Genomic DNA, 19735 nt, shown 5'->3' on the forward strand with positions numbered 1-19735 from the left:
CGGTGTCGTCTCGCTGTCGAGATTCACTTTCCGCGCGAAGGTGGCCCCGGGGCATGGGTCCGCCGCCTGATCTTCACCCCCTCCCCCTCCTTACCGGGGGGCCTCAGCGGCGGGGTGGCGACGTAAGGTACTCAGCCCGCCGGGCGGAGGGCCGGCCGCGGATCAACGCGGCGGGCGCGGACCACTAGACTCTTCGGCATGGCAAAGCCCCAGGAGAAGGTCTCGTTCGGCCAGCGGCTGAAGCAGATCGGGATGGTGTTCCAGTTCACCGCCAAGCAGGACCGGTGGTTCGCGCCGCTGACCGCCGCGGCGGTGCTGATCCCGCTCGCGCTCACCGTGGTCGCGGTGATCCTCTGGGGCTGGATCTGGGTGCCGATCGGCATCCTGTTCATCCTGCTCGCCGTGCTGATCGTGCTGAACCTGCGGTCCAACAAGGCGATGATGAACGCCGCCGAGGGCCAGCCGGGCGCGGCGGCGCAGATCATGGAGAGCATGCGCGGCGACTGGCGGGTGACGCCGGCGGTCAGCTCCACCACCCAGATGGACATGGTGCACCTGGTCATCGGCCGACCCGGCGTGATCCTGCTGGCCGAGGGGAACCCGCAGCGGGTCCGCGGCCTGCTGGGCCAGGAGAAGCGCCGGCTGGCCAAGGTGATCGGCTCCGCCCCGCTGCACGACTACGTGATCGGCCAGGGCGAGGGTGAGCTGCCGATCCGCAAGCTGCGGACGACCCTGATGCGGCTGCCCCGCTCGCTGGCCCCGAAGGACGTCAACGCCCTGGACAAGCGGCTCAAGGCGCTCACCGCCCGCCCGCAGATGCCCAAGGGCGCGATCCCGAAGAACATGCGCCCCCCGCGCGGCGCCTTCCGCCAGACCCGGGGCCGCTGACCCCCACCCCTCACGCACCCGAAAGAGCCGGACCCTCACGGGCCCGGCTCTTTCCCTTCCCCGCTCCCCGCTCCCTCCCCCACCCCTCTCCCCGTCGATCTTGCAGTTGGGGTCCACTCTCTGTCCCGTTTCGCGGCTTTCGCCGGGGCACGAAGTGCAAGATCGCGGGGGGTTGGGGTTGGGGGGGCGTGCAGGGAGGGAGGGGTCAGGGGTGGGGGGCTGGGGTGGTGACGGAGTTGGTGAGGCGGTCGTGCAGGCCGCGGCGGTGTTCGTCCATGATCAGGGCGGGGACGACCAGGGCTAGCAGGAGGCCGCGGAGCAGGGCCCGGACCAGGCCGATCCGGCCGCCGTCGGACCAGGCGACGCAGCGGATCCGGGTGATGTACATGCCGGGGGTCTGGGCGAAGAGGCCGAGGAAGAAGGCGTACTCCAGGACGAGGACCAGCACCGGGGCCCAGCCGTCGCGGACCGGGTCGGCGAAGAACCTGGACGCCAGCAGGCAGAGCACCCAGTCGATGACCAGCGCGCCGAAGCGGCGACCGAGGCTCGGCGGGGTGAAGTCGGGGTCTGTGGCGGGCGGCGCCGGCGCCGGGGCATGCGGGTTGGTCACAGCGGTCAAGGGTAGCCAGCGGCGGGGGCGGGTCCGGATAGGCTCTCCCCGTCAAATCGGACCAAGGGTGTCAATTGGCGCGACACCCCTTACAGCCGGTATGGTCCGAACGGAGAAACAGAGGTGACTGAGCGGCCGGGATGACGCTCCGCGAGGACGTAACACGGCGGAAACAGGGGAGACACCGCCGGGCAACCGCACGGTCATAGCGTCGCCAGGAGCCTAGCCACCCCGTGGACGTGCCAGGAGGACGTGTGTTCGCCAACCCCGAGGAACTCCTGCGATACCTCAAGAACGAGGGCGTGAAGTTCGTCGACGTACGTTTCTGTGACCTGCCCGGCGTGATGCAGCACTTCAACCTGCCGGTCGAGTCCGTCGACGACGCGCTCTTCACCGACGGCCTCGCGTTCGACGGCTCGTCGATCCGTGGCTTCCAGGCGATCCACGAGTCGGACATGCTCCTGCTCCCGGACGTCGCGACCGCCTTCATCGACCCGTTCCGCGCGCAGAAGACCCTCGCGCTGAACTTCTTCATCCACGACCCGTTCACCCGCGAGGCCTACTCCCGGGACCCGCGGAACGTGGCGAAGAAGGCCGAGGCGTACCTGGCGGCGAGCGGCATCGCCGACACCGCGTACTTCGGCGCCGAGGCGGAGTTCTACATCTTCGACTCGATCCGCCACGAGACCTCCGCGCACCAGTCGTTCTACTACATCGACTCGATCGAGGGCGCCTGGAATTCCGGCCGCGAGGAGGAGGGCGGCAACCGCGGCTACAAGACCGCGTACAAGGGCGGCTACTTCCCGGTGCCGCCGGTGGACCACTACGCCGACCTGCGTGACTCGATCGTGCGGCGCCTGGTCGACACCGGGTTCACCGTGGAGCGCTCGCACCACGAGGTGGGCACCGCCGGCCAGTCGGAGATCAACTACAAGTTCTCCACCCTGCTGCACTCCGCCGACCAGCTCCAGCTCTTCAAGTACATCGTGAAGAACGAGGCCTGGGCCAACGGCAAGACCGCGACGTTCATGCCGAAGCCGCTCTTCGGCGACAACGGCTCCGGCATGCACACCCACCAGAGCCTCTGGCTGAACGGCGAGCCGCTGTTCTACGACGAGACCGGCTACGCCGGCCTGTCGGACACCGCCCGCTGGTACATCGGCGGCCTGCTGCACCACGCGCCCTCGCTGCTCGCCTTCACCAACCCGACGGTCAACTCGTACCGCCGCCTGGTGCCGGGCTTCGAGGCGCCGGTCAACCTGGTCTACTCGCAGCGCAACCGGTCCGCCTGCACCCGAATCCCGGTCACCGGCAGCAACCCGAAGGCCAAGCGGGTCGAGTTCCGGGTGCCGGACCCGTCCAGCAACCCGTACCTGGCCTTCTCGGCGATGATGATGGCCGGCCTGGACGGCATCAAGAACAAGATCGAGCCGCCGGCGCCGATCGACAAGGACCTGTACGACCTGCCGCCGGAGGAGTGGGGCGACGTCAAGCAGGTGCCGGGCTCGCTGCCCGAGGTGCTCACCGCGCTCGAGGCCGACCACGACTACCTGCTCGACGGCGGCGTCTTCACGCCGGACCTCATCTCCACGTGGGTGGGCTGGAAGCGGGCCAACGAGGTCGACCCGGTGCGCCTGCGCCCGACCCCGCACGAGTTCGCCATGTACTTCGACTGCTGAGCCCGATCAAAGCGCTGACCTGGACCAACAGGATTGCCACTGATCTTGGGTACAGGTTGGGTACAACCTCACGGACGGCGGTCATGCCCGGCTCACAGCCGGCGTGGCCGCCGTTCCGTGTTGACCGAGCGCGCCGTCAATGAGCAGCCGGGTCCGGTCGAGCACGTCCGGCCACTCGTGGACGTAGGTGTTGAGCGTGACGGTGGGCGTGCTGTGCCCAAGCGAGAGCTGGACCGTCTTCACCGATGCGCCCGCGTGGATCAGCACCGTCGCGTAGTAGTGCCGCAGTCCGTGGATTCCCCACCGAGCCGGCAGGCCGACCGCTTCCCGAGCGGTCGCCCACGTCCGGGAGAAGGTCGCTGCGTTGACAGGCTCGCCACCGACACCCCGGAACAGCAGGCGTGCGGCCCGGCGGACCGGCCGGCGACGGTCCGTGTCGTCGTCGACTTCGACCGCGTCGCACTCGTCGGCCAGGTGTTGACGCAACGCCACCGCTACGACATCAGGTAGCTCGACGGTGCGGGCGCTGGTGTTCGTCTTGACCGGGCCGAGGAACGGCTGACGACCCTTGAGCACCTTGAGTTGGCGGCGGACATGCACCTCTCGCGCATCGAAGTCGATGTCGTCCATTTCCAGGCCGAGGATCTCGCCCATGCGCAGACCGCAACCGGCCGCGAGATAGACCGTTGCGGCCAGCCGAGCCGGTAGCAGACGCGCCAGGTCGTGCACCTGCTGCGCCGTGGGAAGGACTCGGGTCCCCCGGCTGATCGGCGGAAGCCGGATGCCCTTGTCGCAGGGGCTGGCCGAGATCAGCCGGTCCCGGACCGCCATGGCGAACATTGAGCTGAGGTAGGTGTAGACCACGCGCAGCGTGGTCGGAGCAAGGACCGTCGACCGGTCCCGTACCCATCCCTGGATATGGCTCGGGCGGACATCCTTGATCTGCTGCCGGCCCAGCCCCGGCAGCACGTGGAGCCGGACAGCATGCTCCACCCGGACGGTTGTGCTGTCGGTGTGGAGTTGGGCGTCTCGCCACAGCGAGGCGAGGACCGCAACGGTGATGCGCCCCGCCCGGTCATCGATGTACTGGCCCCGGCTCAGGTCGGCGCGCACGTTGGCGTCGTGGCGGTCGGCATCCACCTTCCGCTCGAACAACTGCGTGCGCGTCTCGCCGAGGTTGTCCGTCCAGCGGACCCGCCACCGCTTGCCTCGCCCGTGCCGTTTCGACGGCAGCCGTGTCCCGTCAGCCGCCCGCGAGTTCAGGTACCACAGGTCATCGACGGGCATGGCCTACGCCGCCTGCTCGGCGACCCAGGACCGCACGTCCTGCGGGTCGTACCTCAGGTGCCTTCCGACCTTGGCCGCTGGTGGCCCGAAACGGCGGTGCCGCCACTGGTACAGGGTGCCCACCGGAACGCCGAGGAAGGCGGAGACATCCTCCACCGTCCACAGTCGGTCGACAGCGCTTGTCTGCCTCTGTGTGCTCATCGGTCCAGTGCTCCATTCAACGCGTGCGGCGGCCGACAGTCGGCCGGTTTGGTGTCAAGGTGGGCTTGACGCTGGATCGTGCGTCAGGCGACGAAGCTCTGTAGGTACTCCCGGGCGGCGTCCTGGTGCTCTCGGGCCATTGCGGCGGACGCATTGGCGAGCAGCGCGTCAGCGGTGGTGTGCCAGCCGGCGCCCACGAATTGCAGGAAGTTGACCACGAGCGTCGTCGGCTCGGTGCCGGCCGCAATCGTTCGACATTAAGCCGAGTTTCGCTGTTCGAAGTGCTACCTGAGCAGTCGGCCTAAGTTGAGCGGATCTCCTCGTCGGGCAGTCGTCAGACCGTCCAGCCTCCCCGCACGGGGACAAGGTGGAGCGCCCTACCGGACGAGTCTCAATGGCGGCTGTCAAGCGTCGGCGTGGACGGCCCGCGATGGCCTGGGGATTAGAAGAAGATCAGAGCGGCCTGGTAGGGGAAGCGCGGTCCTGCTCACGCCGTCCGCGGGTGTCGGGGAGCGTCGGCCTTGGCTGGCGGACTTGGCTGTACGGCTCGCCTCTGATGGGATGGCGGACACGTCGGGTGCCGCCTACTGTGCCAGCCATGATGTTGGGATCTCCCCTCGCAGCCATGTCGTCGCAGGGCTCTCCCCTCTGGGACCTGCTCTTCGCCATGGCCCTCGGTTTGCTCGTCCTGTACGGCGTGATACGGCTGGCCGTTCGTCATGGGATCCAGGACGCAGACCGGCGCCGCAATGGCCGCCTTAAAGGCAAGGTCTAATCGGACTCGCAGCTTGGGAATTGCCGATATCCGGCTGCCTACTGCGTCGGCGGCCTGGTTTCGGCGGTCTCTGGTGGCCTCGGCTGACCCCTGCTGTCCTGGCCCAATGGCACGCTAATGGCATGTCGGGTTGCTCTCCTCGACCGCCGTCCGGGGCACGTCACCGATACCCTCGTTCTGTGCGGAAGCGACTCAAGTTCCGCCTGGCGCTGGCGCGCCAAAGCCCGGCTGAAACCGCTCAGACGGTGGGCCGACTTCTGCCCACCACCGCCCACGCCGAACCTCAACACCGGGTACGCCCTCCAACACCCGGTCGGGATTGACCAAGCTCGCCAGCGATTGGGCCAAGTCGCCTCGCAACTCAGCGACAGCCTCCTCCACGGTGTCCCGCTCGCTCGACCAGTCGATGTCGGCCGTCCGCAACTGCTGCCCGGCAAGCTCCGACACAGCGTCCGGATCATCGACTGTGACCTCCAGGCGGCAGTACACCTGCACGATGATCGACTTCGCGTCCTCCACGCGCGAAAGCGTCCCACATGGCCGGCCCGCGCTGTAGCAGCGAGACTGGCCGCTTGCGGCCCGAGGATTAGAAGAAGATCCGGACTGGCTGGTCGACTGGGCTCGACGCTGGTCGGCCGGTCCGTCACCGTCCGGCGTTGTCAGCGTAAGCGGATGGTCTTGGCTGTACGAATGGCTGTACGGTCCCGGGTCGTGGATTGGGGGATGCGGTGAGCTGGGTTGCCAACGTGATGCTGTCGGTGGGTCCGGAGGACCGCCTCAACGCGGAGGCGTTCAGCGGGTGGCTCGACAACGAGTGCCCCCGTCGCGAGCTAGGCATGAGGCCGGGCGGCTGCGGCAACCTGCTCCTGATCACCGCTGCGGACAACCAGTGGGGCGGACATAAGAACCCCGAATGTGAGGTGTTCGCCGGGGCGCTCAACCAAGCCGACCTCGCTGCTGTTGTGGAGCATTTCGGTTCCCTGGCCTGGCGCAACCCCAATGCAGTGCAGCTCTTCGCGATGGACCAGGAGGAGTCCTTCTTCCGCGTCTGGATGATTCGCAACGGCGCTCTGCGGCAGTACGCCCCTTCGTCGCCAGACGAGGAGGACGACGAGTTTTGGCCCACCGCCGGGTCGTAGCCGCAGTTTGGAAGTGCGTGATCGGCCGGCCATGATGTCCGGAACGCCTGCTCGCCGCGGCTGGCATGCTGACCGCTCGCGCCCGCTGGTGACCGTCTGAGACGCCTACTTCTGGCCCGTTGATGGCCCGTCCTACAACTCGTCAGGAGCGGGCCGAAGCCGACGTAGCTGAGGGTCGAAGCAGACAAGGCCATGCTCCGCCGCGATGCGTGCAGCACCGGCCGACACCTCCCGCGCACGGCTGAAGACCATGGCGAAGTAGATGAACGGTCCAGAGGCGCTGTCGATCGAAAGCCCTGCCGACCAAGGGCTCTGGTCCTCGTCGTCGTCTGTCAGATCGCCCCATCGCGTAAGCAGCGCCTGGACGTAGGCCTGGATGCGGGGCGTCGGCGGCGTCGGGTACTCATCCTCGATGAACGTGCTGTAGAGCTGCTCGAAGACCGTCTCGGCCTGTGCATCGTTTGCGGGCCGGTCGCCTTCCCACACCGCCAGGTCGTAGCTCACGCCGGGAAGTGTGCCATGAGCAGGCGAGATAGCTGGAGGCTGCTGGCGTGGGCGGGGAGCGGATCTCCTCGTCGGGCAGTCTCCGACCGTCCAGCCTCCCCGGACGGGGTCCAGGTGGAGCGCCCCTACCGGACGAACGATCTAGCCGACTTGGCTGCTAGCGCCGCACAAAGATCAGGCAGGCCATAGAGGCCGTGATGGTGATGAAAGCCGCTGCGCTCAGCGCTACTGCGACCGGATGCGGAGTCGATGGAAACTCCGCTGACGCTCCCAGGAGGATAGTGACGCCGATCAGAGCGACGGAGCTGCCTCTGCGCAACGGCAGCGGTGCGAGACCCTGAAGTGGCCACGGGACACGCCGCGTCACGATTATTCCGATGCCTAGAGCTATGGCAGCGATGCCGACAAGCTCAAAGAACAGCAGGACGGCGACAGGGGGGGATGCTGACGAGGTGAGCACGGCGTGATCTTTACACGCCTGAATTCCAGTGGCTACCCCGACTGCGCGGCGAGATTGGCGTTGCCAACCGGACCCCTGGCATTCTTCCGCCCTGCGGGACGACGGGTCGACGGCATGCTGGCTTTAGCGGATCTCCTCGTCGGGCAGTCGCCAGACCGTCCAGCCTCCCCGAACGGGGACCAGGTGGAGCGCCCTGCCGGACGAACGACCTGGTCCCCGTTCGGGGAGGCTGGTAGCCCTTGTGGTGCCCGGCGAGGTGATTCGCGGCGGCATCTCTGAGGAGGGTCGGGGTTCGGGGCGGAGCCCCGAGGTCTTCGAGGTCTTGTCGTCCGTCAGCGTGGCCGGCCGGCCCGGCCGATGCCGGCCGGAGGTCGCCAGCAGGCCGGGGCCGGGCCGGCGCGGCCCGCTTTGCGGGCCGCCTTGATCCTAAAGAGGGGAATTCGGCGGTGCGCGGGCCTCAGCGGTTGTCCTCCGTCGACTGATGTGCGACACGCGTCTGCCAACTGACCTGCGACATGCGCGCGGATCGCGGCAAATGAGGATGGCCGAGCACGGTGGCGGCGGGGTGGAAACCAGATAGGCGCAGCGCTGCCCAGTCCGGTAGCGAGTCGCGGACATCGAGACTGATCTTGCCCTGGAACGGCTTGACTGTCACGAGCCCTTTCGGCGCGGCCCTCATCAGCACCGTAGCGACATCGTTACCGCGAGCACGGCCAGATCGGTGAACATATTTCACAGTCGCGAGACGCGGGCCGGATCGCCGCTCGGGCAGCGTCGCCGCCGGTGGCGGTCTATGCTGACCCGCATGCCTGCCGATCATGGCGCACGTGACCTCGGCCAGCTGATGGAGCGCCTCAATGCCGGTTATTTCGAGGAGGCCCGCGACATTGCGTGGCTAGGCTTTGTGCCCGCCGGCAAGGCGTCGAGCATCAACGCCGTCGCCGGACTCAATCCCCAGCAGATGGCGACAGAGATGGGGATCTCCGCGATAGAGCCGCCGAGCGCGATCGCCCTGGTACGGCGACGCTGCCCGGGCATCGTCATCGCCATGGGCCGCCCAGGCGAACCCGATCCGCGCCAACCCTTGCGTCCAGGCGGCGCCGTGCTGTGGCATTACGACGGTACCCGGGAGACCGCGGCCCTGCCCCCGCCCGACCCGGACGCCGCAGGGGTGGTGACGGAGCTGGCCGCGCAACGGTCCTGGGGCCCGCCTGCGGTCACCTTGCATGCGGCGGCGCGGCTGCGCGAGGTACCCGTCAAAGAATTGTTGTCTTTGCTCGTCCACCCGCCGCAGTCGCCGGTGCGCACACGGATGTCCGTGTGGGAGCGGACCGTACAGGCGTGGTGCTGCCTTGGCCTGCTGCACCGGGGTGAAACGGGGCTGCTGGCCGACATCGTCTTCGGCGTCGAGGACTGGACCACCGAGGCGGCCGTCTACGCGCTGGTGGCCTCGGCGTGGACGGACCCGTCGCAACGGGCCGGCGTCGCCGCGCTGGTGGCCGAGCGCTTCGAGAAAGCGTCTACGGCGCAACAGACCCGGCCCGTGCTCATCGCGACGTCGCTGGCGCAGCTTGTGTGCGTGACTCCGGACCTGTCCGCCGCCACGCGCGACGCGGCCCGGCGGATGCTTGCCGAAGACGTGCTGCCCTCGGCGCAACCACAGCCCAGACGGACAGTGTGGGACAAGCTGCGGGGCCGCTGACACCGGCGCCGCGTCACCGGGCGCGCCGTCCTCGACAACCAGCAACTCGAACGCTTCACTCGACACCTCATCGCTGTGCCGCTGCAGCCGCTGGCCGTGCCCGCCGACCCGACGCATCTCTACGTCGCGCCCGGGCTCGTCGCTCTCACCGCCGGGTTGCACGGCGGCACCCACGTGTTCGTCGGCGCCCGTCAACGGGCAAGCCTGCGCGCCACTCGCGATTGGACCACCGCCTGGAGCACGTTCAACGGCTGACGGCCCGCGGACGTCGGGGAGCCGGGATACTTCAACGCCCATGATCCAGTGCGCGCTCATCGGCAGAAGCGGATGTTGCCGCATCCGCGTCTTCGGCCAGAGGTTCACAGTCGGTAGCCAGCGGATCGGGGACCGCGTAACCAATCAAGCGGAGTCAAGGTGTAACGCATCAACCGGAGTACGACATTGCCGCCGGTTCGGCCCGGTGAGAACTTTCCATACGTCTTCAAGGCGGCCCTGCGGGCCGCACGCGGGGCCACTTCCGCCGGCCGTCCGCGCCTTGCCGCTTCGCTCCCGGCGCGGCCCGGCGGTGGCCACCGCGAGACCGACGGACACGCCGAGGCCCCGACCATCCTCATCTGAGGCGACCGGGGCTGACGCGGAAACCAACGATCTACGGCGGGGATACCCATACCGGGGGCATCGCGTGCTACGGCTACCCTGGCGCCGTGACGACCATAGACGTGTTTTCGGCAGTGCTGATTGCGCTGGTCGTCGGCGGCAATGTCGCTGTGATCGTGCTCGCCGGTGTTGTTCTAGTCCGCAGCCGACGCGCCGAAACTGCCAGGTTGTTCGGTCGAGTGGTGCACCGTCCTCGGCTCTGGGCGTCGGCTGCCGTCTGCTGTGGTGCTGCCGGACTTCTGTTCGAGGCGCGGGAGTTCATGCCCCGGAGCTGGCAGGAATCGACCCACAACCTCCTTGGTGTGCTGATGCTGGCCTTCTTTGTCCTGTTCCCCGCCCACCTTGTGAGCCAGTGGAGCGCCCAGCGTCGCCAGCACCGATAGGCCGCAAGCCAGGCCGTGACGCACGCTGGCGGACTGCCGGCTCTTCCGCGTTGACACCAAGCGACACGCATCGGGAACCTGCCTCCGGCGGGCAGGGCCTCCGGCCCTACGACCCGGGGATGGCCTCCGGCGGCCGGGGCTACTCGCCCCGGACCCTCGGCGACTCTGGGATGCCCCGGCCGCGACCGGCGTCCCGTCGCACACCGGAGGCCACCAGACCGCGCCGACCTGGTCCAGGTCGTTCGTCCGGCCGGGCGCTCCACCTGGACCAGGTCGGCGCGGCCCGGCAGGGCGGAGCCTGCGCGACGGGATGCCGCACCGGTCCCCTTCGAAACCACTCGCACACAACACCACCCCATGATCATTAGGTACACGAGGGGTACAGATGCCGCCTGGAAACACTGGATAACGATGGAAGTTGATATACGGCGTACGGCCTGCTCAGCGGCTTGATCGACGCCACTCCCCCAGGTCAGCCGCGACGGGCGGTTAGTTCGCCATGTACTTCGACTGCTGACCAGCTCCACCAGCACCCGGCCGGGCCGGCTCCGCGACAGCGGGGCCGGCCCGGCCATTTCGTGCTCCCGTCAGCGGGCGAGCAGCGCGTCCAGCTTGGTGAAGGAGCTGCCCCAGCCCTCCTCGGCGTCCGCCCGGATGGCCGGGTCGAACGGGCCCTGCCGCAGCACCAGCCGGGTCTTGCCACCGGGCTCCTCGTGGAACTCCAGCCGCACGGTCAGCCGCGTGCCGTCGGGGAAGCCGGGGACGCCCTTGATCTCCTCGTAGCCGACCAGCAACTCGTTCTCGACCACCTCGCTGAAGGTGCCGTCGGCCGGGGACGTCATGCTCGGGTCGGCGTCATTCACCATGGTGAAGCGCTGGTGTCCACCGACCCGGGCGTCGATGTCGACGGTGTCCCGGGGCACCGACCAGCCGACCGGGCCGAACCACTGGGCGAGCTGGTCCGGCTCGGTGAACGCGCGGTAGACCACCTCGCGCGGGGCGTCGAAGACGCGGGTGATGACGAGCTCCTGGGTCGCCGCGGTCTCGCTCATGGTGCTGTCCTCTCTGTCACTGCTCGTGCTGCTCGGCCTGTGCCTGCATCCGCTTGAGGTGTGCGTCGAGCCGGTCGAAGTTCGTGTCCCAGAACTGCCGGTAGCGCTCCATCCAGGCCGTCGCCTCGCGAAGCGGCTCAGGGTTGAGACTGCTGGAGCGCCACTGGGCGCTGCGGGCCCGGGTGATCAACCCGGCGTTCTCCAGCACCTTGAGGTGCCGCGAGATGGCCGGGAGGCTGATCGCGAACGGCTCGGCGACCTCCGTGACGGTGGCGTCCCCCTCGGCCAGCCGGGCCAGGATCGCCCGGCGGGTCGGGTCCGCCAGCGCCGCGAAGATGACGCTGAGCCGATCGTCTGCCACCTGCATAACCACCTTGTTAATTAACGGATGTGTTAAACATAGGGTCTCGGCGGGCCGCCGTCAACCACATCGCTCGAATCAGCTCGGCCGGACGCGTCGCGCCAGCCCCACCCGGACCACCCACACCGCCAGCGCCAGCACCAGCGCAGTCATCGCGATCGCCCCGGGGGCCTTGCTGTACCGGGCCAGGCCGGTGCCGTCCGGCAGGGTGAGGAAGGAGGCCACCGCGCAGGGCAGCACGAACCAGACCGTCCGCGCCACCGGGACGGTGGCCACCGACAGCACCGCCAGCGGCCAGGTGGCGTACCAGGGGTGGAAGACCGGGGCGAGCAGCACGGTGGCGACCAACGCCAGGCCCGCCCCGATCAGGGCCACCCGGGGTCGGGCGGCGGCCAGCCGGACCACCCGCTGCCCTACGTCGTTCAGCCGGCGCAGCGTCGACCAGGCCCACCACCAGAGCGCGACGAGCAGCACCGCCAGCACCAGCAGCGCGACCAGCCGGGCCACCGGCACCGCGTGCGGCTCCCGGCCGACCAGCGCCCCGGCGTAGTCGACGACGAAGCCCACGGCGGTCGGCGGCGAGGTCCACTGCTCCGAGTCGCCGCTGCGGGCCAGCCCACCCACCCAGCCGAAACCGAGCCCGGTGACCAGGGAGATGACCAGCAGGGCCGCCACCACTCCCCCGGCCAGCCAGGCCGCGTCCCGCAGCAGCGCGCGCGGCGTGTAGCGGCCCGGCACCGCGGCGAGCGCCGCGAACGGGAGCACCACCACCGCGACCGCCTTCACCGCCACCGCCAGCCCGAGCAGCACCCCGGCCACCAGCAGCGCCCGCGGCTTGCCGGGCCGGCGGACCAGCACCAGCAGGCCGAACAGCAGCAGGCCGAGCAGCAGCGCGTCGTTGTGCGCGCCGGCGACCAGGTGCACGCCGACCAGCGGGCAGGCCAGCGCCAGCCAGGCCGCCCGCCGGGTCGGCACGCCGACGGCCCGGGCCAGCCCGGGCAGGCAGAGCGCGGCCAGCAGCACCCCCACCACCGCGAGGACCCGCAGCAGCACGACCGCCCCGACCAGCCCACCGCCGAGCGCCACCGCCAGCCCGGCCAGCAGCACGAAGAACGGCCCGTACGGCGCCGGGGTGTCCCGCCAGATCGGCGACACGGCGTCCGTCCACGGGCAGCCGGCCGCCGCCACCCCGACCCGGTACGGGTCGGTGCCGTGCGTCCACGCCCAGCCCTGGCAGACGTACGAGTAGACGTCGCGGCTGCCCAGCGGCGGCGCGGCCAGCAGCGGCAGCAGCCACAGCCCGGCGGTCAGGTACGCCCACCGGGTCGACGGCGCGCCCCGCCGCACGGCCCACCAGGCGCCCACCAGCAGGACCGTGCCGACCAGCCAGCAGCCGAGCACCAGCGGCCCGTGCGGGCCACGCCAGATGCCGACCGGGGTGGTGGCGGGGGCGTCGGGCAGCGCCCCGCCCAGCCAGCCGGCGACGGTCAGCAGGGTCGCCCCGACCAGGCCGGCGTACCGCGCGGACCGGGCTCGTCCGGGCCGGTCGACCGCGTCGGGATCGGCCACCGGCACCTCTCCTCAGTCGGCGGGGGCCGGCTGGCGGGCCGCCCGAGCCGACCGTACCAACCGGACGACCACCACGATCACCAACAGCGTCATCAGGGGCGCGCCGGGCATCTTGGTGAACCGGGGCAGGCCGGTGCCGTCCGCCAGGACCAGGAACGACGACACCAGCGCGACGACCGTGAACCAGCCGGTACGCCGGGCGGTCGCCGCGAGCACCGCCAGCGGCCACATCCAGTACCAGGGGTGGAAGAGCGGGGAGAGCGCCACCGTGGCGGCCAGCGCCAGCCCGGCGTGCCAGAGCGGGTCCCGGTGGCGCGCCCGCCACCAGAGCCAGACCAGCAGCACGACGAGCACCAGCACCCCGATCGCCCGGGTCACCGGCAGCGCGTCGACGTGCGCGCCGAAGAGCGCCGCGACGTAGCCGACGGTCTGCCCGACCGCGGTCGACGGCGAGGTCCAGGCGATGACCAGGTTGCCCTGCTCCAGACCGGTGATCCAGCCGAAGTCCAGCCCGGCGGCGAAGGTCACCCCGACCACCGCGGCCACCGCCGCCCCGACCACCCACACGCCGTCGCGAAGCAGCGCGCGGAACCGGAACGGCCCGGCGATCGCGGCCAGTGCGGCGAAGGGCACCACGACCAGCGCGGTGACCTTGAGCCCGGCGGCCAGCCCCAGCAGCAGCCCGCCGCCCAGCAGCGGCAGCGGGCGACCCGGCCGGGAGGCCACCACCGCCAGCCCGGCGATGAGCAGGCCCACCATCAGCGCGTCGTTGTGCGCGCCGGAGACCAGGTGCACCGGCACCAGCGGGCAGGCCAGCGCCAGCCAGAGCGCCCGCTGCGGCGGCACCCCGCAGCGGCGGGCCAGCACCGGCAGGCACCACGCGGTCAGCGCCACCCCGGCCACCGCCGCCAGCCGGAAGAGCACGATGCTGCCGACCAGCGACCCGGTCGCCGTGACGACCGCCCCGGCGAGCACCACGAAGAGCGGCCCGTACGGCGCCGCCGTGTCCCGCCAGATGTACGAGATGGTGTCCAGCCACGGGCAGGGCAGGGCGGACACGCCCTGTTCGTACGGGTTGATCCCGCCGGCGTAGCTGGCCCCCTGGCAGGCGTACGCGTACACGTCCCGGCTGCCCAGCGGCGGGGTGACCAGCATCGGCAGCAGCCAGAGCGCGATCGTGACCAGCGCCCAGCGGGTCGACGGCACCCGGTCGCGCAGCGACCACCAGGCCCAGGCCAGCAACCCGGTGCCGAGCAGCCAGAGCGCGATGATCAGCGGGCCGTTCCGGCCCTGCCAGATGCTGACCGGGGTGGGTCGCAGGTCTCCGTGGGGCAGCGCGCCGCCGAGGAAGGCGGCCACGGCGAGCAGCACCGAGCCCGCCAGGCCGGTCCAGCGCGAGAGGTGGTGAGGCACGCGGGACATGCTGCCAGTACGGTGGTCGCGGTCGGGAGGTGGGCATGCGGGGCAGTCGGGTGGTGGCGGTATCCGCCGCGTCCGCGCTCGCCCTCGGCCTGCTGTACCTGGCCCTGCCGGCGACCGGCTCGGACCTCTCCGCCCAGGTGGCCCGCGCCGACTTCTTCGCCGCCCACGGGACGGCCCCGGTGGACCTGCGCTGGTACGGCGGCGTCCACCCGTGGGGCTACAGCCTGGTCTCGCCACCGCTGATGGCCCTGCTCGGGGTACGCCTCACCGGCGCGCTCGCGCTGCTCGCCGCGGCGACCGCGTTCGCGGCCCTGCTGGTGCGCGCCGCGGCGCCCCGGCCGCTGCTGGGCAGCCTCGTCGGGGTGCTCACCATCGCCGGCAACCTGGTCTCCGGCCGGGTGACGTACGCCCTCGGGGTGGCCTTCGGCCTGGCCGCGCTGCTCGCCCTGACCCTGCCGGCGCACGCCCCGCCTGGGCGCCGCTGGCCGCGCCCCGCGCTGGTCGTGGCCGGCGCCCTGCTGGCCTCGGCGACCAGCCCGGTGGCGGGGCTCTTCGTCGGCCTGGCCGGTGTCGCGCTGCTGCTCTCCCGCCGGTACGCCGACGGTCTGCTGCTCGGCGCCGCCGCCGCGCTGCCCCTGGGGGTGACCGGGCTGCTCTTCGGCGAGGGCGGCTGGATGAACATCAGCCGCACCGACACCCTGCGCGCGGTGCTGACCAGCCTGCTGGTGGCCGCCCTGGTGGCGTACCGGCCGGTGCGGGTGGGGGCGCTGCTGTCGGCGGCCGGGGTGCTGGCCGCGGCGCTGGTGCACACCCCGGTCGGGTTGAACGCCGCCCGGCTGGTGGTGATGTTCGCGCTGCCGGTGCTGGCCGCCGCCGCCCGCCTGCCCCGATGGGTCGGCGACCGGCTCCCCGCCGGCCGGTCGGCGGACGGCCAGCGGCGGGCGGGCGCCGGCGCGTCGGGGCGGCGTTCGGCCGGTGCGCTCGCCCTGGCGGTGCTGTTGGGCGTGGTGTGCTGGTGGCAGCCGCCGGTGGTGGCGGCCGACCTGCGCAGCGCGGGCGACCAGACCAGCGACCGGGCGTTCTTCGACCCGCTCCGCGCCGAGCTGACGAGGCGTGGACTGACCGGTCGGGTGGAGGTGCCGCCGACCCGCAACTACTGGGAGGCCGCGCACCTCGGCGAGGTGCCGCTGGCGCGGGGCTGGCTGCGGCAGGCGGACATCGCCCGCAACCCGCTCTTCTTCACCACCGTGCCCGGCGCGACCGGCACCGGCGTGCCGCTGACCGCCGGGTCCTACCGGGCCTGGCTCGCCGACAACGCGGTGCAGTACGTCGCCGTGCCGGACACCGAGCTCTCCTGGGTGGGCCGGGCCGAGGCCGAGCTGGTCGCCGCCGGCCTGCCGTACCTCACGGAGGTCTGGTCGGACCGGCACTGGCGGCTGTACGCCGTCACCGACCCGGCCCCGCTGGTCGGCGCCCCCGGCGAGCTGGTCCGTCAGGACGGCGCGTCGGTCACCTTCCGCACCTCGGCGGCGGGGACCGTGCCAATCCGGGTGCGGCACGACCGCTGGCTGGCCGCCTCCGGCGGCGCGACGACCGCCGCCGACGGCGAGTGGACGGCGGTGACCGTGCCGCGGGCCGGCACGTACACCCTGGGCGGCTGACCCGCCGCGGCCCGTCCCGGTCGCCGCGGCCGGTCCCGGCCGCCGCACCCGGCCCGGCCGGGGCCGGAGACCTCTCCGCACGCCCTATGAAGCTGATGTCGTAGATGAATCACCGAGCGGGCCGGGCCGGGGGGTGAGGCGAGGCCGGACCCACGGACCGAAGACGATCCGCCGGGCTCGGCGGCGACATGGTCGGCACCGCACGGTGAATCGGTTACGTCATCAGCTTCATAGGGACCGAGCAACAGGTGCCCGGCCAGGTCAAACCGCAGCCGACACCGGGCCGCGGCGGGCCGGTCAGGCGGGGGCGTCCAGGACCCGCTCCATCGCCGCCCGGGAGCGACGGCCGGTGCGCAGGTACTCGTCGAGGAACTCGCCGGGGTCGTCCCGGCCGAGCAGCCGGACCACGCCGGCCAGCTCCACCCCGTGCCGGGGCAGCTGGTCGCCGGCCCGGCCGCGGACCAGCATGAGCGCGTTGCGGACCTGCGCCGCGAGGGTCCAGCCGGCGGCCATCGCCGCGGCGTCGTCCGCGTCGACCAGGCCGGCGTCCCGGGCGGCGGTGAGCGCGCCGAGGGTACGCGTGCCGCGCAGCGTCGGCACCTGGCCCGCGTGCCGGAGCTGGAGCAGCTGCACCGCCCACTCCACGTCAGCCAGACCGCCCCGGCCCAGCTTGGTGTGGGTGGCCGGGTCGGCGCCCCGGGGCAGCCGCTCGTTCTCCACCCGGGCCTTGATCCGGCGGATCTCCACGACCTGCTCGCGGGTCAGCCCGCCGGCCGGGTAGCGGACCGGGTCGACCATCGCCTCGAACTCGGCGCCGAGGTCGGTGTCCCCGCAGACGAACCGGGCGCGCAGCAGCGCCTGCGCCTCCCACACCTTCGACCAGCGCGCGTAGTACTGCGCGTACGCGGCGAGGCTGCGGACCAGCGGGCCCTGCCGCCCCTCCGGACGCAGGTCGGCGTCGACACCGAGCGGCGGGTCGGGGGCGGGCACGCCGAGCAGCCGGCGCAGCTCCTCGGCGATGGCGTGCGCGGTGGCGCTGGCCGCGCTCTCGTTCGCCCCGGCGGGCGGGTCGTAGACGAAGAGCACGTCGGCATCGGAGAGGTAGTTGGACTCGTACCCGCCGAGCCGGCCCATCCCGATCACCGCGAACCGCAGCCCGGGCAGCTCCGGCTGGACGGCCCGGGCGGTCCGCAGCGCGGCGGCCAGGGTGGCGTCGGTGACGTCGGAGAGGGCGGTGCCGACCGCGTCGACGTCGGCGAGCGTCGGCACCCGCTCGACCCGTACGCCGGGGTCGGTGGGGCGCGGCGTGAGCGGGGCGAGCGCGCCGGCCCGGCTGAGCACGTCGGCGCAGGCCAGCCGGACCAGCTCCCGGCGGCGCAGCGCGCGGACCGCCCGGGTGGCCTGCTCCGGGTCGACGTGCCGGGCCGCCGCGGCGGTGAAGCCCTCGCACAGCACCGCGCGGGGGCGGGGGGTCAGTTCGCTGTCCTCGGCGAGCATCCGCAGCGCCTCCGGCTCCCGAGCCAGCAGGTCGGCGGCATACCGGGAGGAGGAGAGCACCCGGGCCAGCCGGCGGGCCACCGGGCCCTCGTCGCGGAGCAGCCGCAGGTACCAGGGGGTGCTGCCGAGCTTGTCGGAGACCTGCCGGTAGTTAAGCAGCCCCCGGTCCGGCTCCGGCGCGTCGGCGAACTCGCTGAGCAGCACCGGCAGCAGGGTGCGCTGAATCGCGGCGGTCCGGCTCACCCCGCCGGTGAGGGCCTGGAGGTGCCGCAGCGCCCCGGCCGGGTCGGCGAAGCCGAGGATCTCCAGCCGGTGCCGGGCCGCCTCCGGGGTCAGCCGCAGCCCGTCGGCGGGGACCCGGGCGACCGACTCCAGCAGCGGCCGGTAGAGCAGCTTGGCGTGCAGCCGGCGTACCTCGGTGGCGTGGGTGACCCACTCGGCGCGGAACTCCTCGACGGCGCTGCGGCCCGGGGTGGCCGTGTAGCCCAGCGCGGCGGCCAACCAGCGCAGCGCGGCCGGCTCGGTCGGCACGGTGTGGGTGCGGCGCAGGCCCTGGAGCTGCAGGCGGTGCTCGACGCCGCGCAGGAAGCGGTAGCCGCGCAGCAACGCCTCGCCGTCGGCCCGGCCGACGTAGCCGCCGGCGACCAGCGCGCGCAGCGCCGGGATCGTCCCCGGCGCCCGCAGCGACTCGTCGATCCGGCCGTGCACCAGCTGGAGCAGCTGGACGGCGAACTCGATGTCGCGCAGCCCGCCCGAGCCGCGCTTGATCTCCCGCTCCAGCTCCTTCGGCGGGATGCTGTCGATGATCCTGCGGCGCATCGCCCGGACGTCCTCGACCGCCTCCGGGCGCTCGGCGGCCGACCAGACCAGCGGCGCGAGCTGGTCGATCCACTCCCGCGCGAGGTCCAGGTCGCCGGCCGCCGGCCGGGCCTTGAGCAGCGCCTGGAACTCCCAGGTGCGGGCCCAGCGCCGGTAGTAGGCCAGGTGGCTGGCGAGGGTACGCACCAGCGGCCCCCGGCTGCCCTCCGGCCGCAGCGCGGCGTCCACCGGCCAGGCGACCAGCCCGCAGACGTGGATCAGCCGGGTGGCGACCAGGGTCGCCGCGGTCAGGTCGTCGTCCTCCGCGGCGACGAAGATGACGTCCACGTCGGAGACGTAGTTCAGCTCGTTTCCGCCGCACTTGCCCATCGCCACCACGGCCAGTCGGGGGCGTGGCGTCCCCTCCGGCAGCTCCCCGACGGCGATCTCGTACGCGGCCGAGAGGGTGGCGTCGGCCAGCGCGGAGAGCGCCGCCATGGTCTGCTCCAGGCCGCGGCCGCCGGTCAGGTCGGCCGCCGCGATCCGCAGCAACGCCAGCCGGTACGCCTGCCGCAGCACCGCGACCGGCTGGGTGGACGGGGTGAGCCGCGCCGCGCCGGCCAGGTCGAGCCGGCCTTCGGCGGTCGGGGCGAGCCCGTCCTGGGCGGTGGCCAGCACCGACCACTGGTCGGGGTTGGCCACCAGGTGGTCGCCGAGCGCCGAGGAGGCCCCGAGCACGGCGACCAGCCGGCGGCGCAGCCCCGGGTCGTCGTGCAGCGCGTCGAGCAGCGCGGAACCGGTCGTCCCCCCGATCGGCGCGGCGCCGCCGTTGGCCGCGACCGCCCGCCCGGCCCCCGCGGCGCGGCGTTCCGCCTCGACGAGGCGGTGCAGCTGGCGCAGCGCCAGGTCCGGGTCGGCGGCCCGGGAGAGGGCGGCCAGCAGCTCGACGGCCCGCTCGCCGGCCGGCTCCTGGGTGTCCGGCCGCCACAGCCCCAGCCCGTCGGGGCCGAGCAGGTCGGCGGCGCGCGCCCGGCCGTCGCCCTCGGCGAAGCCGTACCGGGCGAGGCGGCCCCGGGCCGGTCGGGTCATC

Annotated in this window: 19 protein-coding genes; 7 read left to right on the forward strand and 12 right to left on the reverse strand. The window is 71.9% G+C overall.

Annotation, left to right across the window (positions count from 1 at the left end; genetic code table 11):
- Nucleotides 1-198 precede the first annotated feature (198 nt).
- A complete protein-coding gene (locus tag ACTWO6_RS24810; RefSeq protein WP_446216190.1) occupies nucleotides 199-888 on the forward strand; it encodes a DUF4191 domain-containing protein in 690 nt (229 codons plus the stop codon).
- 205 nt (nucleotides 889-1093) lie between these two features.
- Here the strand turns inward: ACTWO6_RS24810 and ACTWO6_RS24815 are convergent, their stop codons facing one another.
- Complete coding sequence (locus ACTWO6_RS24815; protein WP_446216191.1) at nucleotides 1094-1498, reverse strand: RDD family protein; 405 nt, start codon at nucleotides 1496-1498, stop codon at nucleotides 1094-1096.
- A gap of 254 nt (nucleotides 1499-1752) precedes the next feature.
- Between ACTWO6_RS24815 and glnA the strand changes: the two genes are divergently transcribed.
- Nucleotides 1753-3177: a type I glutamate--ammonia ligase gene (gene glnA, locus ACTWO6_RS24820; RefSeq protein WP_446216192.1), complete on the forward strand. Its 1425-nt coding sequence runs from the start codon at nucleotides 1753-1755 to the stop codon at nucleotides 3175-3177.
- 81 nt (nucleotides 3178-3258) lie between these two features.
- Here glnA and ACTWO6_RS24825 read toward each other — a convergent pair whose 3' ends face one another.
- From ACTWO6_RS24825 to ACTWO6_RS24840, 4 genes are all read right to left on the reverse strand, one after another.
- A complete protein-coding gene (locus tag ACTWO6_RS24825) occupies nucleotides 3259-4464 on the reverse strand; it encodes a tyrosine-type recombinase/integrase (RefSeq protein WP_446216193.1) in 1206 nt (401 codons plus the stop codon).
- Nucleotides 4465-4467: 3 nt separating this feature from the next.
- The gene (locus ACTWO6_RS24830; protein WP_110565749.1) at nucleotides 4468-4665 is read right to left on the reverse strand and encodes a helix-turn-helix domain-containing protein; all 198 of its coding nucleotides are present in this window, start codon (nucleotides 4663-4665) and stop codon (nucleotides 4468-4470) included.
- An 83-nt stretch (nucleotides 4666-4748) separates the two neighbouring features.
- Nucleotides 4749-4883: a hypothetical protein gene (locus ACTWO6_RS24835; protein WP_446216194.1), complete on the reverse strand. Its 135-nt coding sequence runs from the start codon at nucleotides 4881-4883 to the stop codon at nucleotides 4749-4751.
- Between the two features lie 749 nt (nucleotides 4884-5632).
- On the reverse strand, nucleotides 5633-5959 hold the full coding sequence (locus ACTWO6_RS24840; RefSeq protein WP_425750169.1) for a hypothetical protein: 327 nt from the start codon (nucleotides 5957-5959) through the stop codon (nucleotides 5633-5635).
- Nucleotides 5960-6168: 209 nt separating this feature from the next.
- Here ACTWO6_RS24840 and ACTWO6_RS24845 point away from each other — a divergent pair, with 209 nt between their 5' ends.
- The gene (locus ACTWO6_RS24845; protein ID WP_446216195.1) at nucleotides 6169-6579 is read left to right on the forward strand and encodes a squamosa promoter-binding protein 15; all 411 of its coding nucleotides are present in this window, start codon (nucleotides 6169-6171) and stop codon (nucleotides 6577-6579) included.
- 132 nt (nucleotides 6580-6711) lie between these two features.
- On the opposite strand, the gene ACTWO6_RS24850 is transcribed toward ACTWO6_RS24845, so the two are convergent.
- A complete protein-coding gene (locus ACTWO6_RS24850) occupies nucleotides 6712-7083 on the reverse strand; it encodes a hypothetical protein (protein ID WP_446216196.1) in 372 nt (123 codons plus the stop codon).
- Nucleotides 7084-8000: 917 nt separating this feature from the next.
- Nucleotides 8001-8222 (reverse strand): hypothetical protein, encoded by a 222-nt coding sequence (locus ACTWO6_RS24855; protein ID WP_446216197.1) that lies wholly within the window; start codon nucleotides 8220-8222, stop codon nucleotides 8001-8003.
- A gap of 126 nt (nucleotides 8223-8348) precedes the next feature.
- Between ACTWO6_RS24855 and ACTWO6_RS24860 the strand changes: the two genes are divergently transcribed.
- The 3 genes from ACTWO6_RS24860 (at nucleotide 8349) to ACTWO6_RS24870 (ending at nucleotide 10285) form a co-directional block, all read left to right on the forward strand.
- On the forward strand, nucleotides 8349-9245 hold the full coding sequence (locus tag ACTWO6_RS24860; protein WP_446216198.1) for a hypothetical protein: 897 nt from the start codon (nucleotides 8349-8351) through the stop codon (nucleotides 9243-9245).
- A 75-nt stretch (nucleotides 9246-9320) separates the two neighbouring features.
- Nucleotides 9321-9500, forward strand: coding sequence for a hypothetical protein (locus ACTWO6_RS24865; RefSeq protein WP_254336772.1), 180 nt, complete (start codon nucleotides 9321-9323; stop codon nucleotides 9498-9500).
- Between the two features lie 449 nt (nucleotides 9501-9949).
- Nucleotides 9950-10285 (forward strand): hypothetical protein, encoded by a 336-nt coding sequence (locus ACTWO6_RS24870; protein ID WP_446216199.1) that lies wholly within the window; start codon nucleotides 9950-9952, stop codon nucleotides 10283-10285.
- Nucleotides 10286-10872: 587 nt separating this feature from the next.
- Here the strand turns inward: ACTWO6_RS24870 and ACTWO6_RS24875 are convergent.
- From ACTWO6_RS24875 to mptB (ACTWO6_RS24890), 4 genes are all read right to left on the reverse strand, one after another.
- Nucleotides 10873-11337 (reverse strand): SRPBCC family protein, encoded by a 465-nt coding sequence (locus ACTWO6_RS24875; RefSeq protein ID WP_446216200.1) that lies wholly within the window; start codon nucleotides 11335-11337, stop codon nucleotides 10873-10875.
- A gap of 16 nt (nucleotides 11338-11353) precedes the next feature.
- Nucleotides 11354-11704, reverse strand: coding sequence for an ArsR/SmtB family transcription factor (locus ACTWO6_RS24880; RefSeq protein ID WP_446216201.1), 351 nt, complete (start codon nucleotides 11702-11704; stop codon nucleotides 11354-11356).
- A gap of 72 nt (nucleotides 11705-11776) precedes the next feature.
- Nucleotides 11777-13273: a polyprenol phosphomannose-dependent alpha 1,6 mannosyltransferase MptB gene (gene mptB / locus ACTWO6_RS24885; RefSeq protein ID WP_446216202.1), complete on the reverse strand. Its 1497-nt coding sequence runs from the start codon at nucleotides 13271-13273 to the stop codon at nucleotides 11777-11779.
- A gap of 6 nt (nucleotides 13274-13279) precedes the next feature.
- Nucleotides 13280-14680, reverse strand: a complete 1401-nt coding sequence (mptB, locus tag ACTWO6_RS24890; RefSeq protein WP_446216203.1) for a polyprenol phosphomannose-dependent alpha 1,6 mannosyltransferase MptB — start codon at nucleotides 14678-14680, stop codon at nucleotides 13280-13282.
- 44 nt (nucleotides 14681-14724) lie between these two features.
- Between mptB (ACTWO6_RS24890) and ACTWO6_RS24895 the strand changes: the two genes are divergently transcribed.
- The gene (locus ACTWO6_RS24895; protein WP_446216204.1) at nucleotides 14725-16350 is read left to right on the forward strand and encodes a hypothetical protein; all 1626 of its coding nucleotides are present in this window, start codon (nucleotides 14725-14727) and stop codon (nucleotides 16348-16350) included.
- Nucleotides 16351-16647: 297 nt separating this feature from the next.
- Here the strand turns inward: ACTWO6_RS24895 and ACTWO6_RS24900 are convergent, their stop codons facing one another.
- Nucleotides 16648-19734: a bifunctional [glutamine synthetase] adenylyltransferase/[glutamine synthetase]-adenylyl-L-tyrosine phosphorylase gene (locus ACTWO6_RS24900; protein ID WP_446216205.1), complete on the reverse strand. Its 3087-nt coding sequence runs from the start codon at nucleotides 19732-19734 to the stop codon at nucleotides 16648-16650.
- Nucleotide 19735: the final 1 nt, after the last annotated feature.

This window comes from Micromonospora sp. IBHARD004, from assembly GCF_052814115.1.